Origin of the sequence: Microbispora sp. NPDC049125 (assembly GCF_040802045.1) — a bacterium.
Lineage (GTDB): Bacteria > Actinomycetota > Actinomycetes > Streptosporangiales > Streptosporangiaceae > Microbispora.
In genome coordinates, this window is sequence record NZ_JBEZDW010000074.1 from 1 (window position 1) to 14,624 (window position 14,624).

Annotated in this window: 10 protein-coding genes; 3 read left to right on the forward strand and 7 right to left on the reverse strand. The window is 72.0% G+C overall.

Annotated elements, in window-relative coordinates:
• Nucleotides 1-91: 91 nt before the first annotated feature.
• The 5 genes from AB0B72_RS39550 to AB0B72_RS39570 all read right to left on the reverse strand — a co-directional run bounded on the left by AB0B72_RS39550 (nt 92) and on the right by AB0B72_RS39570 (nt 6,763).
• Entirely contained in the window at nt 92-1,567 is a 1,476-nt protein-coding gene (locus AB0B72_RS39550) for a glycoside hydrolase family 130 protein (protein ID WP_367744889.1), read from the reverse strand.
• On the reverse strand, nt 1,564-2,583 hold the full coding sequence (locus tag AB0B72_RS39555; RefSeq protein WP_367744891.1) for a glycosyltransferase: 1,020 nt from the start codon (nt 2,581-2,583) through the stop codon (nt 1,564-1,566). The genes AB0B72_RS39550 and AB0B72_RS39555 overlap by 4 nt, the downstream gene beginning before the upstream one ends.
• Nucleotides 2,580-3,728 carry a glycosyltransferase gene (locus AB0B72_RS39560; RefSeq protein ID WP_367744892.1) on the reverse strand — a complete coding sequence of 383 codons (1,149 nt, stop codon included), beginning with the start codon at nt 3,726-3,728 and terminating at the stop codon, nt 2,580-2,582. Before AB0B72_RS39560 ends, AB0B72_RS39555 begins: the two co-directional genes overlap by 4 nt.
• A gap of 188 nt (nt 3,729-3,916) precedes the next feature.
• Nucleotides 3,917-4,924, reverse strand: a complete 1,008-nt coding sequence (locus AB0B72_RS39565; RefSeq protein ID WP_367744894.1) for a glycosyltransferase family 4 protein — start codon at nt 4,922-4,924, stop codon at nt 3,917-3,919.
• A 231-nt stretch (nt 4,925-5,155) separates the two neighbouring features.
• Complete coding sequence (locus AB0B72_RS39570; protein WP_367744895.1) at nt 5,156-6,763, reverse strand: MFS transporter; 1,608 nt, start codon at nt 6,761-6,763, stop codon at nt 5,156-5,158.
• 201 nt (nt 6,764-6,964) lie between these two features.
• Between AB0B72_RS39570 and AB0B72_RS39575 the strand changes: the two genes are divergently transcribed.
• A complete protein-coding gene (locus AB0B72_RS39575) occupies nt 6,965-8,227 on the forward strand; it encodes an alpha/beta hydrolase fold domain-containing protein (protein ID WP_367744896.1) in 1,263 nt (420 codons plus the stop codon).
• Here the strand turns inward: AB0B72_RS39575 and AB0B72_RS39580 are convergent.
• Both AB0B72_RS39580 and AB0B72_RS39585 read right to left on the reverse strand, forming a co-directional pair.
• Nucleotides 8,190-8,957, reverse strand: coding sequence for a ferritin-like domain-containing protein (locus tag AB0B72_RS39580; protein ID WP_367744898.1), 768 nt, complete (start codon nt 8,955-8,957; stop codon nt 8,190-8,192). The genes AB0B72_RS39575 and AB0B72_RS39580 overlap by 38 nt on opposite strands.
• Before the next feature lie 149 nt (nt 8,958-9,106).
• Nucleotides 9,107-10,144: a LacI family DNA-binding transcriptional regulator gene (locus tag AB0B72_RS39585; RefSeq protein WP_367744899.1), complete on the reverse strand. Its 1,038-nt coding sequence runs from the start codon at nt 10,142-10,144 to the stop codon at nt 9,107-9,109.
• A gap of 295 nt (nt 10,145-10,439) precedes the next feature.
• Here AB0B72_RS39585 and AB0B72_RS39590 point away from each other — a divergent pair, with 295 nt between their 5' ends.
• Complete coding sequence (locus tag AB0B72_RS39590) at nt 10,440-12,476, forward strand: glycoside hydrolase family 127 protein (protein WP_367744901.1); 2,037 nt, start codon at nt 10,440-10,442, stop codon at nt 12,474-12,476.
• Between the two features lie 164 nt (nt 12,477-12,640).
• The gene (locus AB0B72_RS39595; RefSeq protein ID WP_367744902.1) at nt 12,641-14,362 is read left to right on the forward strand and encodes a hypothetical protein; all 1,722 of its coding nucleotides are present in this window, start codon (nt 12,641-12,643) and stop codon (nt 14,360-14,362) included.
• Nucleotides 14,363-14,624: the final 262 nt, after the last annotated feature.

The window sequence follows — 14,624 nt, forward strand, 5'->3', positions numbered from 1 at the left end:
CTGGATGATCCGGAGCGGGTCGGCGAGGTATTTTCTGCCGCGCGGGCTATCAGCCTCTGACTCATCTGAAGATCCGAAGTCCGTACAGGCCCTAGTCCGGCGGGCGCATCGCCCCGATGAGCGTGGTGAGTGACACACGGGCGAACGCGATTCGCGTGTCGCTCGCCCCGTACGGGATCCACACCGCACCGGCGTGCAGCAGGCCTCCGCAGGAGTACACGACGTTGGGAACGTAGCCCTCGCGTTCGGTGTCGTCGGCGGTGAGGAGCGGGCCGGGCAGTTCGGCGATGACACGCTCCGGCCGGCGTGCGTCGAGAAGCAGGGCGCCCATGGCGTAGTCGCGCATGGGACCGACGCCGTGGGTCAGGACGAGCCACCCGGACTCGGTCTCGATGGGTGATCCGCAGTTGCCCACCTGGATCAGCTCCCAGCCGCGGCGGGGGGCGTGAAGCGGCACCGGCGGCTGCCACGTGTTGCGCCGGTCAAGCGTCGTGAGACCGATGGTCTCGCCGTCGGACCGGCACAGCGCCAGGCTCCGTCCCTCCACCCGCCGCGGGAACAGCGCCATGCCCTTGTTGACGGCGGCGGGGCCGCGCATGGCGGAGATCTCGAATCGGCGCAGGTCGTCGCTGGCGATCAGGTGAGAGTAGATGCGCCGCCCGTCGTACGCGGTGTAGGTGGCCCGGTACGACTGCCTGCCGTCCTCCTCGGTGACCTGCGTGAAACGCGCGTCCTCCATGCCGTTGCACTCGGCGGCGGTCGCGGGCCAGAGCACCCGCCGGTGGAGGGGGAGATCGGCCGGGAAGGCCACGGCGTAGTCGGAGCGCGTCGCGCGGCGCAGCTCCTCCAGGGTTCGCTGCGTGGTGGTGCGGGTGATGAGGTCGGAGGGCAGCCCGGCGATCGCCTGCTCGAAGTCGTCGTCGTCGAAGCTCTCCGGCAGGGATTCCAGCACGGCGGCCGAGACCTCGTTGTCCCAGGCGTGGTCGGAGAGTCCGGCGGCGAGCAGGTCGCGCCGATGACGGGTCCGGTGCGGGGGGCCCACGGACAGGGGCCCCGACCGGTCGGTGACGGTCAGATCGGAGCCGGGCCCGAGCACCGCCGTGGCGAAGCCGATGGAGGACAGATGTCCCTCGCCGATCTGCCGCACGCTCACCGCCGCGCGAAGCTGCCCGGGCAGCAGCCCGGACTGGTCGGGGTGGGGGACCATCGAGGGGTTGCACACCGCCGCCCCCTCGACGGCGTACTCGTGGCTGAAGTACGCGCCCACGAGGAGGCGGGCCGACGGGGAGAGGCTGACGTCGCGGGGGATGCGATGGCGGACCAGGTCGTGGTGGTGGGCGAAGGTCGCCTCGAGGTCGTCGTGCCGCCCGCCGAACCGCCGCAGGGTGTCCTGGAGCATCCCGGTCGTCGTGGCGTCGTCGAGGAGCATGAGGCGGTCGATCAGTGCGGCGGCCCGGCTACGGGTGAGCGCCGCGTCCTCCCCGGGCACGAAGAGCTTCACGATCACTCTCCGCGGGTCGGGGGTGATCGACGGGCCGATTCGCGTGGCCAGATCCCCGCTGGTCATGCGAGCCGCCGGGCATGCTGCATGGTCGAGATCAGCGCGATGGTGGACTCCGCGCCCTGGTTGAGGTTGGGCCCGTGCTCGGTGAGGCCGTCGTAGCCTCCGCCGGTCGCCGGGTCCCACATCACGGCGCCGGCGTCGTTGGCGCCTTCGAACCAGGCCACCGCGCGACGTACTCGTTCGTCCCACGAAGGCTCGCCGGTGACGCGGGCGGCGACGGCGCAGGCGTCGGCGAGCGCCGCCACCTCGATCGGCTGCTGGTCGTAGCGTAATCGCGGCTCGCCCTGCCGCCGGCCCGTGACGGGCACGACGGAAAGCCGGCCGTTCCTCGTCTGGACGTCGCACAGCCAGGTGAGCATTTCCAGGCCGCCGCTGAGCAGCTGCCGGTCGTCACTCAGATCCCCCGCGACGATGATCACCTCGGCGAGAGCGGCGTTGGCATAGGTCAGGTACGGCTGCGGCCACGGCCAGGAGGGGTCTTCCCGGGGTGTGCCGATCGCCTCCGCGGCGTCCGTGAGCAGGGTGGCGGCCACGGTGCTTTCCGGGCTGACCCGCAGGAGCTCCGCCGCGCCGAGCCCGGCGAAGGCCATGGCCCGCGGGTGCGGGGAGCGCTGTTCGGCGCCGAGAGCGAAGGCGACCAGCGCCTCCTCCCGGATCCAGTGAGCGGGATGGCGCGCGGCCGCGGTGCCCAGCCCCCACATCGCCCGGCCCCACCAGTCGCCGGCGCCCGGCTCGTCGCGCCAGCGCCGGTCGAACCCGAGCCGGTTGCGGAACGCGCCGGAGCCGTCCTGGGCATGGGTGAGAAACGACAGGTAGCACTCCGCCAGCCGGGTCAGCCGGTGGGACGGCTGCGGTTCCCGGCTGACGATGACCAGCCCACGTGCGACGTCGTCCGTACAGTAACCGTGATGACGGCGGACGACGGCGTGCCGCGCGTGCTCGAACAGGCCCGTGTCGTCGCTCAACCGGACCAGGTGGTCGAACCGGGGTGTGGTGGAGCTCGGCGTGGTGGAGCTCATCGCAGCGCCGCGGTCGCCACGGTCGCAGCGGCCGGCCGCTGAGCGAGCAGCGACCGGGCGAGGCCGGCGTATCGGGCCGCCACCGCGGGCCACAGCAGGGTCGAGACCTGGGTGCGGGCACGGCTGGTGAGACTGCCGGCCAGCCCGGGCTCGATGAGGATGCGGCGCACGGCCGCGGCGATCGCGGCGGGGTCGCCGTGCGGAACGAGCAGTCCGGGGCCGCCGGTGAGCAGCTCCACGGCGTGCGGGAAGGAGGTGGCGACGACGGGTACGCCCGCGGCCACGGCCTCGATGAGGACACCCGACGTGACCTGCTCCGCCGAGTCGTAGGGCAGGACGACGACGTCCGCCGAGCGGACCAGCCGGCTCAGCGACTCCTGATCCCGGTAGACGGGGTCGTGCCGGACGGCCGAGGAGACGCCGAGCCGGGCGGCGAGCTCGTACAGGCTGTCGCGGTAGGCCTCGCCCCGCAGCTCCAGCACCTTCGGATGGGTCTTCCCGGCGATGGTGTACGTGGGCGGCGCGTCGAGGTCTCCCAGCAGCGCGAGCGCGCGCAACGCCCACTCGATGCCCTTGCCGGGGCCGATCAGCCCCCAGGTGAGCAGGTGCGGACGGGAGTGACGCCGGGCCGGGACCCGTGTGTGATCGGCGGTTCCGTGCGGAATGAGGAACACCTTGCCGGCGTCGACCCGGTAGCCGGCCAGCAGCCGGTCACGGGCGGTGCCTGTCATGACCACGATCGCGTCCGCGGCGGCGGAGATCTCCTCAAGCAGGGCTTTCTGCCGGGAGGTGGGCCTGGTCAGGACGGTGTGCAGGACCACGATGCCGGGTACGGCGAGACTGCGCAGCAGCGGCAGGACGTCCTGGCCGTCCGGCCCGGGGTAGATGCCGTACTCGTGCTGCACGATGGCGACGTCGAAGTCGTCGAGGGCGGAGGCCGCGGCCCTCCAGCCGCCGGACCGGCCGGGGAGCCAGGTGTGCACGACCCCGGGCAGGGGTCGTACGTCATCGCCGTCCGCGGTGACCCGGACGATCCCGCCGGACGTTCCCCCGTCGGTGAGATGGGCGGCGAGGGCGGAGTTGAATGTCGCGAGTCCGCATCGGGTGGGCGGGTGCGTGCTGAGGAAGCCGTACGTGCGGGCCAACTGTCATGCCTTCCAGTAATCGCCCGCACCAGGGTGGATGCATGCGGGCTCGCTCGGTGAAGACGGCTGTGCGTCTGCCTGTACGGGAAATCCGAGCCTGTCACCGGGGGCCCGCCCTCGTGCGGGGGCCCGGCCGGCGCGACCCACGGCCGATGGCGGGGTCTGCGCACGAATGACGATATCAGGCGCTAATTCGGTTCTAACATTTCCCGATATATGCGCATGTAACCGGAAATCATTTGATGGACGCTGAATCTGCGTTCGGCCTGCGCGCGGCAGCCCGCGCGGTCGATCGTGGCGACGCGCGTCACCGCGGTGACGGCGTCGTCGAGGGAATCGGCCAGGAAACCCGTCACGCCCTCGTCCACGACCTCGGCCATGGATCCGCGCCGATAGGCGACGACGGGCGTGCCGCAGGCCATGGCCTCGACCACCGACAGGCCGAACGGCTCGTCGAACGCGATGGGATGCAGGAGGGCGGCGCCGCCGCCGAGGATCTCGCCGCGCCGTTCCGGCCCCACCGACCCGAGGTAGGTGACCTGCTCTCCGTCGATCTCCGGAGCGATCCGCTCCTCGAAGTACCGCTCGTCCTGGACGATCCCGCAGATGGTCAGCGGCATTCCGGCCCGCCGGGCGATCTCGATCGCCGTGTGCGTCCCCTTGTCGGGATGAACGCGGCCGAAGCTGATGAGCCGCGAGCCGCCCACGGGATCGAAGGGGAACGCGTCGAAGTCGATGCCGTGGTGGACCGTGGCGACGTAGTCCAGGTCCGGCGTGCGGTCCGCGTCCGAGATGGACACGTAAGCGGATCGTGCACGGGTGTAGGCGGGCAGGATGCCGGCTCCGGAGAATCCGTGAACCGTGGTGAGCAACGGGGCCCGGCAGTGGCCGGCGAAGGCCAGCGGCAGCCAGTCGAGATGACTGTGGACGAGGTCGAACTCACCGGAACGGCCGAACGCGTGCGCGACGTGCATCGCCTCCCACACCCGTCCGTCGAGGGAGGGGTCGTCGGCGTATCCGCGAGGGCACACTCCGTCCAGCGTCGCGGAGGTGACCGAGTCGAGGGTGGCGAACAGCGTCACGTCGATCCCGCGGGCGGTGAGGCCCTCGGCGATCAGGCTCGTGACCTGCTCCCAGGGGCCGTAGTGAAGCGGAGGCGTGCGCCAGGCGACCGGGCCGAGCAGCGCCACCCTCACGAAGCGCCGGTCGCGGTCCTGGGGGAACGGCCGTCTGATGGCCGGAAGGGCCGGGTGTCGTCCGTACGGCTCATGCGCACCTCCTGGTGTGCTCGCCGTTCCCGACGGTACACCCCGTCCCGGGACCGGGCTCACTCAGGGCCGGGGCCCCGTTCGACCCTCTGAGTCTTCGTACGGCTCCCGCCCACCCCGGGCGGGAGCCGTACGAGCGTGTTCAGCGGGGTGGTCCGCTCATGTGCGCAGGGGTTCCGGAAGGGCGGCCGGCTGAACCTCCGCCTCGGGGTGTCCGGATTCGGCGCCGCCGCGCACGCGTCCGAGCACGACCGCGGCGAGGACGGCGATCGCGAGGAAGAGGGCGGCGCCGACGCCGGCGACGGCGTTCAGCCCGGTGGTGAACGCGTCGCGGACGGCGTCGAGCAGTCCGGTGGCGAGCGGATCGGCCAGTCGCCGTGCCGCCGGCACGGCGGTGGTGATGCCCTCCCTGGCGGCGGCGGCCGTCGCGGTGGGGACGCCGGCGGGGATGGCCTCGGGCAGCCGGCCGCGGTAGACGGCGGTGGCGACGCTGCCCAGGACCGCGACGCCGAGCGCGACGCCGAACTCACCGCTGGTCTCCGCGATGGACGCCGCCGAACCGGCCTTCTCGGGCGGAGCGGACCCCAGGACCAGGTTCATCGTCAGGGCCATCGGCAGGGCGACTCCTCCGGAGGCCAGGGCGAGCCCGGCTATCAGGAGGGGCAGGCCGTGGACGCTGCCGACCTGGGTGTGCAGCACGAGCCCGGCCGCCGCCGTCGCCAGCCCCGCCGCCATGACGTACGCCGGGCGTACCCGGCGCGCCAGGCCGGGGGCCAGCAGGGTGCCGGCGACCATCGCGATGTTCTGGGGCAGCAGCCACAGCCCCGCACCGAGCGGGGACAGTCCCTGCACCATCTGCAGGTACAGGCTGGACACCAGGGTGACCCCCGCCATGACGACACCGCTGAGCAGCATGACGCCCAGCGCGGTGCTGAAGGAGCGATCGGTGAACAGCCGCAGGTCCAGCAGCGGGCTCGCCAGGGTCTTCTGCCGCCGCGCGAAGACCAGCCCGAAGACGACACCGGCCACGATCATCGCGGCGGGAGACGTGTGCCAGCCGTTCCTGGCGGCTTCCTTGAGGCCGTACACGATCGGCAGGATGGTGGCGAGGGACAGGGCCACGCTGGTCAGGTCGAGCCGCCCGGCGCCGCCGTCCCGGTACTCGGGCAGCAGCCTCGGGCCGACCACGAGCAGCAGCGCCATGAACGGCACGCCGAGCAGGAACGCCGAGCCCCACCAGAAGTGATCAAGGAGGAGCCCGCCGACCAGGGGGCCGAGCGTCATGCCGCCCATGAAGCAGACGAGCCAGATGGCGAGCGCCGATCCCATCTGCCTGGGGTCGCGGAACATGTTGCGGATCAGCGCCATGGTCGAGGGCATCAGCGTCGCCCCGGCGATGCCGAGCACCGCACGAGCCGCGATGAGCATCCCGGGGCTGGTCGCGTAGGCCGCCAGCACCGACGCGAGCCCGAACGTGGCGGCGCCGATCATCAGGAGCCTGCGGCGCCCGATCCGGTCTCCCAGGGTGCCCATCGTGACGAGGAATCCGGCGAGCATGAACGAGTAGATGTCGAGGATCCAGAGCTGCTGGGTGCCGCCGGCCCCCAGATCGGCGCCCAGGTGGGGCAGCGCCAGATACAGCACGCTGATGTCGAGCGACAGCAGGAGGGTGGGCAGGGCCAGCACCGCCAGCCCGATCCACTCCCGCCGCGTCGCCCGGGGCGGCGCGGCGCGGTCGTCCGGTGGGGTCGTCGATCGTGTGGTCATCGATCTTCCTTCTGTCGGTTCTCCCGGGTGGTCGTTCAGGCGGGAGAACGGCGTGGTCCGCGCCCCGGTCTGCCGGTGGCTGGGAGGACATGAGGCACACGCTGGCATCGGCGCGGCGGGAAAGGGAAAGGCCGGCTGTGCATCGCGGTCGTGCGCGAACGGCATGACCGGGCCGGCGGCCGGAGGTTCATAATCACCGGTATGGACGACGACCGCGGACAGCCGCTCGCAGACGTGCTGTCCCTGCCCCGGCCGCCGGACGCGATCGAACTGCGTCACCTGCGGGCGTTCGTCGCCGTCGCCGACGAGCTCAACTTCGGCAGGGCGGCCTCGCGGCTCTACCTCTCCCAGCCGGCGCTGAGCCGGCAGATCCGCACCCTGGAACGGCTCATCGGCTGCGACCTGCTGCGCCGCTCCACCCATCGAGTCGAGCTCACCCTCGCCGGCGAGGCGCTTTTGAACCGTGCCCGCCAGCTCCTGCGCGACCTGGACGACGCGGTGCTGGCGACGCGGTCGGTCGGCGGCGAGCTCGTCGAACGCGTCACCCGGCTCTGGGAACCCCTCATCGAGCTCGCCGACGCCCAGGCCGGCCTGCGGCGGCTGCGGGCCGCGTACGAGGCCCTGCACGCGCAGTTCGAGCCGCCCCCGGAGATCGGCGTCAGCTCGGTCAACGCCGACGGGGTGCCGTGCCTGCTGCTCACGCCGGGGCCGGAACGGCCCGCCACCTTGCTCTTCCTGCACGGTGGCGGCTACACGCTGGGATCGGCTTTCGGACATCGGCCCCTGGTGGGCGCGCTTACCGCCGCCGCCGGAACCGGCGCGCTGGTCCCGGAATACCGCCTGGCGCCCGAACATCCGTTCCCGGCGGCCCTGGACGACGCTGTGACGGCCTACTTGTGGATGCTCGGCAGCGGAACGAACCCGCGTGACGTGACCGTCGCCGGTGACTCCTCAGGCGGCGGGCTGGCCCTGTCACTCCTGATCCGCCTCAAGCAGCGAGGGCTTCCCCTGCCCGGTCGTGCGCTCCTGATGTGTCCCTGGCTCGACCTCGGCCGCGCGATCGCCGCCTCACCCAGCGCCGTCGTCCCACCGGAGGCAGAGCGGCGTGGCACCCCCGCGGCGAGTGACTTCGCCGGAGCCGCCGCCGCCTATCTCGCCGGTCATCCCGCCGACGACCCCGTGGTCAGCCCCCTGACCGCCGACCTGGCGGGGCTGCCGCCGATGCTCATCCAGGCGGCCGCGGGCGACGCCGTCCTTGAGGAGGCTCAGCGGCTCACCGATCATGCTCGCGGACACGGCGTCGACGTGACGCTGGAGCTCTACCCGGTCGACACGCACGTGTTCCAGCTCTTCTGGTCGTTCCTGCCGGAGGCCGCCGACGCGCTCCACCAGGCGGGCCGCTTCGCGAGTGACGCCGGCGACGGCCTCACCGGCCACGACCTGGAGTCGGGCACCGCCCGATGAGCCCCGCCCGGCCCCGGCCGTGCGGTGACATCACGTCGGCGACGACGGCGCGGAACGCCGCCAGGACCTCGCGGGCGAAGCCGGTCCGCGACACTCCGAGGCCGCTCACGGCCTGACTGTGGTCGAGGACCACCACCGTCAGCGCGCCGGCCAGCAGGAGCCACCACAAGGCCGAGGCGACCGCCCGGTACGGCCGCGAAGTGGTGCGGAACGACCGGCGCAGGCGCTCGCAGTGGAAGGGCACGTGGCGAAGCTCGTCGCTGAGGATCCGGGCCGCCACGTCCGTGGCGAGAGGGTCGCGGACGCCGTCGCGTACGGCCCGGTAGTAGCCGAGCGCGACGACCTCGGCCAGCATCAGGACCATCAGCTCGGTCCGCAGGCCGAGGAGGCGCCGTACGCGGACGAACGCGGTGTCGCTCCAGTGTCCCGCGATGGTCGTCGCGCCCGCCGCCAGAAGCAGGCGGCCCAGCAGCCGGGCGTGCTCGCACTCCTCGGCCACGAACAGCCGGATCGCCTCCGCGTACACGGGGTCGCCCGCTCCTCCGGCTTTGCCGATCAGGCCGCGGCCGTCGCCGCTCTCACCCACCTGGAACCGCTGGAGGCTCCTCACCAGAGCCGGGTCCAGCCGCGCCCCCCGGCCCCAGTCCGGGTCGCCCCAGGTCCGCCGGAGCAGCGCCGCCCCTTCGAAGTCGCGCAGCCAGTCGGTGAAGTCACCGGTGTCAACCGTCACGGCCGCAATCTACGGTTCCGGCGTTCGGATCCCGCGGGGAACATGTGAAGGTTCCGTGCCAAGGCCCCGAGCGTCCTGTGCACGTCCAGGCCGGGCTTGCCGGCCAGCCGGCGGGACGGCCGCCGTGGTCGTCGCGGGCCGCGAACGGTCTAAACCGCGGGGCTCGTGGGCGGTGACAGCGCGACGGTGGTCGACTCCCGCACCACAAGCTGGCAGGGATGGGCGTGGTGACCCGGGGAGGGGGAGCCGTTGATGGCGGCGAGGAGCTTTTCGGCGGCCGACCGGCCGAGCCCTTCGAGATTCATGTCGATGCTGGTGAGCGGGGGCTGAGCGCTCTCGGTCATGACGTCCCAGTTGTCGAAGCCGACGAGGGCGACGTCCTCGGGAACCCGCCGGCCCGCGGCCCGCAGGGCGTCGCAGACTCCCCGGGCGATCTGGTCGCTGCCGCAGAAGGCGGCGTCGAACTCCGTACGGCCGGCCAGCAGGATGCCGACCGCCTGACGTCCCCAGACCTCGCTCCAGCCGCCGAACAGCGGAGGCGCGGCCGGGGAGAGTCCCTCCTCGGCGAGGCGTTCCGTCGCCGCCGCCGCGCGCACCCGCGCGGAGTTGTGGTGCTCCGGGCCCGTGATGTGCACGATCCGGCTGCGGCCGGTGGCGAGGAGGTGCTCGATCGCCTTGCGGGCGCCGCCCGCCTCGTCGGGAGCCACCGAGCAGTCGTCCGGGTCGGCCGAGCTGATGAAGGCGTACACGACGGGAACCGGAAGGTCGCGGCCGATGGGCGGCCGTGCCTCGGTGCGCCGGCCGGTCACGATGATCCCGTCCACCCTGCGGCTGAGGAGGGTCTTGACGTAGTACTGCTCCCGGATGGGGTCGTCGCGCCCGTCGCACAGAAAGATCGAAATCTCCCCCGCGCCCAGTGCGTCCTCCGCGCCCATCAGGACGGGGATGCTGAACCGGCCGATCGTGTCGGTGGTGATCATCCCGACCGTGTACGTCCGGCCCGAGTGCAGGCTCCTGGCCCCCGCGTTCGCCTCGAAGCTGAGCTGCCGGGCCGCCTCCCGGACCCGCATCCGGGTTTCCTCCCGCAACGATCCGCGCCCGTTGAGCGCCTTGGAGGCCGTGCCCACCGACACGCCGGCCAGGGCCGCGACGTCGGCGATCGTGGCGTGACGCTCCAGCTTTCTCACATTTCCTCCGTTTTCCGGGAACCCTTGCCGCACCCACTGTATAGGCAGGTCGCCCGCATGCTCAGCCCCTTGTAACAAGGCGGAAACGCGCTATTGACGTCCTCTTCGCGGCGTTGGTAGCTTGTCGGCAATCGTTTTCCTTGTTTCCTTGCCGACCGTACGGATGCCACAGAGCCACCCCCTGTGCGGTCCTTCGGCGGCGGGTCGGTTCCGGCGGGGTTCTCCCGTGTCCCCCGTCATCGGCGATCCCCGCCGCCGCCCGGCTGACGGCCACCTCACGCATGAAAGATCGAGAATGCCCGAGCAGAAACCGCCAGACACGCAGGCCGCCCCCGGCGTCCAGACCATCGCGGAGCCGGACTCCACCGGCCTCGGCCATCGGACGGGGCCGGTCGTGCCGGGGCCGGAAGCCCTCTCCGTGCTGCGGCCGCTCGGAACGGACCAGGTGAGGCTGCACCCCGACGGCCTGCTCGGCCGATGGGGACGGCGTAACGCCGAGGACACGCTGCCGCACTGCGTGGACAACCTCCGCGAGCACGGCAACCTCGACAATCTCGCCGCCGCCGCGGGGGAGAGCGACGCCTCCTTCAGCGGCATGTGGTTCGCCGACTCCGACGTCTACAAGACGCTGGAGGCGGCGGCCTGGGAGCTCGGGACCTCGCCCGGCGACCCGGCCCTGCGCTCGTTCGTGGAGGAGACGGCCGCGCTGCTGGCCCGCGCCCAGCAGGCGGACGGCTACCTGAACTCGTACTTCACCGTCGCCGCGCCGGACGAGCGGTGGCGCAAGCCGGACTGGAGCCACGAGCTGTACTGCGCGGGCCACCTCGTCCAGGCCGCGGTCGCCGCGGCCCGCACCGGAGTGAGCCCCGAGCTGCTGGCCGTCGCCCGGCGTCTCGCGGACCTGCTGGTGGAGCGGTTCGGACCGGACGGTGTGGAGGAGGTCTGCGGGCATCCGGAGATCGAGACCGCGCTCGCCGAGCTCTACCGGCTGACCGGGCACCGGCCGTACCTGGAGCTGGCGCGCAGGTTCCTCGACCTGCGCGGCCACGGACGGCTCGGGCACGGGCGGTTCGGGCCCGCCTACTACCAGGACCACCTGCCGGTGCGAGACGCCGGCGAGGTGACCGGGCACGCCGTGCGCCAGCTGTACCTCCTCGCGGGAATGGTCGACGTCGGGGTGGAGACCGGTGACCACACCCTCCTGGACGCGGCCGAGCGCCTGTGGGACGACGCCGTGGGCAGGCGCACCTACGTGACCGGGGCGCACGGCTCGCGTCACCGCGACGAGGCGTACGGAGATCCGTACGAGCTGCCGCCGGACCGGGCCTACGCCGAGACGTGCGCGGCGATCGCCAGTTTCCAGTGGAACTGGCGGCTGCTGCTCGCGACCGGCCGCGCGCGCTACGCCGACGAGATGGAACGGGTCCTGTACAACGCCGTCGCGTCCGCCATCTCCTCCGACGGCAGGCACTTCTTCTACTCCAACCCGCTTCAGTTGCGCACCGGGCACACGGGCTCGGGCGAGGAGGCGGCGGCGCGGCGCCTGTCCTGGTATTCCTGCGCCTGCTGCCCGCCCAACATCGCCCGGCTGCTGGCCTCGCTCCACGGCTACCTCGCCACCTCCGACGACGACGGCCTGCAGATCCACCTGTACGGCTCGGCGACCGTCAGCGCCACGGTGGCGGGCCGGCCGGTCCAGGTGGAGACGCGCACGGACTATCCCTGGCATGGGCGGGTCGAGCTGACCGTGACCGCCGGGGAGACCGCCGACGAGACCTCCGAGGAGGCCGGCCCCTGGACGCTCGCGCTCCGCGTGCCGTCCTGGTGCGACGTCTACGGCGTCCGCGTCGACGGCAAGCCGGTGAGCGCCCCCGCCCGGGACGGCTACATCCGGCTCACCCGCGCCTGGGCGCCGGGCACGAAGGTCGTCCTCGATTTCGACATGCCGGTCCGGCAGGTGAGCGCGCACCCGCGCGTGGACGCGGTGCGCGGATGCGTCGCCCTGGTCCGGGGACCGCTCGTCTACTGCCTGGAGCAGGCGGACCTGCCGTCCGGCACGGTGCTGGAGGACCTACGGCTGGCCGCCCATGTCCCGATCACCGCCAGCCACCGGGAGGACCTGCCGGATGTCCCGGTCGTCCTCGCCGCCGGCGGCACTCTCGTCGAGCAGGCCGGGGACCCGGGGGATCCCCTCTACACCCTCGCGGGCGCGGGGGAGCGTCACGGCGCTCCGCTCACGCTCACGGCGGTGCCGTACTTCCTGTGGGGCAACCGGAGCGAGGGCCCGATGAGGGTCTGGATTCCGCTCGCCTCACCGGATGACCAGTCATGACAAGTCATGACCTGGCATGACCGCGGCGGGCTGTCGCGGCCGGCACACACCGGCCTCGTCCGCCCGCCCGGGGGCCGCCCGCGGCGTACGCCGCCTCGGGGAGGGCGGTCCCGTTCCACCTCTTGCTCGCCCCCAACCTGACCACAGAAAGAGCGAGGTCGTTCATGCGCACACCCCGGGTCACACCGCGACGCGCGGCCGGGCTCACCGCGGCCCTCCTGGCCGCGGCGCTCGGCGGGCTCGTGCCTCTGGCACCTGCCGAGGCGGCTGGGGCCACCCTCACGGTCAACGTCGCCCAGCCCTTCCGGCCCGTCACCCACGTCGCCACCGGCGGCCTGTACGGCCTGGCCGAGAACAGCAGGCCGGACGACTCCACCCTGCTGCCCCTCAAGGTCAACTCGCTGACGCAGCCCGCCCCCGGCGTGGGCCAGCGGCCCAACGGCCAGCCGCCCGGCGGCGACGCGCTGCTGGTGGCGCCGCAGGCCACCCGGGTCGGCGCCGGGGAGTACGTCCGGATGCCGGACATCTACCCCAACTTCCCCTACCAGTGGGTGAGCTGGAACGACTGGCTGGCCAAGGTGGACACGATGGTCCGCGCCCGCCTCAACGCGACCTCGGTGACCAACATCGCCGGCTGGGAGCTGTGGAACGAGCCGGACTGGACGTGGAACACCGGGGCCGCCGGTTCGTTCAACGACGCGTGGACGCGCACCTTCCGGGCCGTCCGGGCGCTTGACACCACGACGCCGATCGTCGGGCCGAGCATCTCCTACTACAACCGTTCCTGGCTGTCGTCCTTCCTGACCAGCGCCAAGGCGGCCGGAACGCTCCCCGACATCATCTGCTGGCACGAGCTGGGCAGCCCCAACAACATCGCCGCCAACATCGCCAACTACCGTGCGCTGGAGTCCTCGCTCGGCATCAGCCCCCGCCGCATCGCCATCAACGAGTACGCCGCGACGAGCGAGGTGGACGTCCCCGGACGGGTGGCCAGCTACGTGGCGAAGCTGGAAAGGGCGGGCGTCGAGTCGGCGCACCGTGCCTTCTGGTACGAATACGGCACGATGAACGGCCTGGTGGTCAACAACAACCAGCCCACCGGAACGTGGTGGCTGTACAAGTGGTACGGCGACATGGCGGGCAGGATGGTCACCACCACTCCGGCCACCCAGTCCGGGCTGGACGGCTTCGCCGCCTACGACAGCACCCGCAAGACCGTCAACGTGGTCTTCGGCAACGAGTCCGGCACCAACACGGTGCGCGTCACGGGCATCGGCGCGCTGGGCTCCTCGGTCCGGGTGACCCTGCAGTCGACCCCCGCCAACGGCCGTTTCACCGCCGTTTCCGCACCCACCACGATCTCGACGAGCACCTACACCGTGAGCAACGGTGAGATCAGCGTCCCGGTGTCCAACATGTCGGCGACGAGCGCGTACAGCCTGGTCGTCCAGCCGGTCAGCGGGGTGCCCTCCTACCAGCAGCGGTATGAGGCGGAGAACGCGTCGGTCTTCCGCGCGCAGCGGCTGACCAGTTCCAGCGCGTCGGAGGGCGGCTACGTCGGGCGGATCGACAACAACACGTCTGCGCATCGCACCGACAGCTACGTGGACTTCGTCGTGAACGTGCCCACCGCGCGTTCCTACACGATGACCATCGGTTACGCCAACGCGACCGGGGCGACCGCCACGCAGGGGCTCGCCTACAACGGCGGCGGCTGGACGACCGTCAGCTACCCGCCGACCTCCGCGTGGGGCCAGTTCGGCGCCACGATCAGCACGACCGTCAACCTCCGGGCGGGTTACAACGTGATCCGCCTGGCCAAGGGTTCTCCCAATTTCGCCGGTGGCACCGGCTACGCCGAGCTGGACTACATCCAGCTCACCTGAGCGCCTCCGCCGTCCTCACCTGAGCGTGGGGGCCGGCGGCGGCGAACGAGAGATATCGGCCGGATGCCGGCCGTCGAAAGGAACAACGATATGGAAAGACTCGACAGGGGCCGGCGCGCCGCAGGGCTGGGCCTGGTCATCCTCACCGTCGCCGGCGGTCTGGCCGCGTGCTCGTCCTCGGACGACGGCGGAGCCGCCGGCACCGCCTCGGCGGGGGCCAGTAAGGCCGCCGGGGGTGGGACCTACACGTTGTGGGATCCCT

Excerpts from the sequence above, each read along its gene's own strand:
- AB0B72_RS39590 (WP_367744901.1), top strand. The coding sequence starts at position 10,440 with ATGCCCGAGCAGAAACCGCCAGACACGCAGGCCGCCCCCGGCGTCCAG.
- AB0B72_RS39555 (WP_367744891.1), bottom strand. The coding sequence starts at position 2,583 with ATGAGCTCCACCACGCCGAGCTCCACCACACCCCGGTTCGACCACCTG.
- AB0B72_RS39550 (WP_367744889.1), bottom strand. The coding sequence starts at position 1,567 with ATGACCAGCGGGGATCTGGCCACGCGAATCGGCCCGTCGATCACCCCC.
- AB0B72_RS39575 (WP_367744896.1), top strand. The coding sequence starts at position 6,965 with ATGGACGACGACCGCGGACAGCCGCTCGCAGACGTGCTGTCCCTGCCC.
- AB0B72_RS39595 (WP_367744902.1), top strand. The coding sequence starts at position 12,641 with ATGCGCACACCCCGGGTCACACCGCGACGCGCGGCCGGGCTCACCGCG.
- AB0B72_RS39570 (WP_367744895.1), bottom strand. The coding sequence starts at position 6,763 with ATGACCACACGATCGACGACCCCACCGGACGACCGCGCCGCGCCGCCC.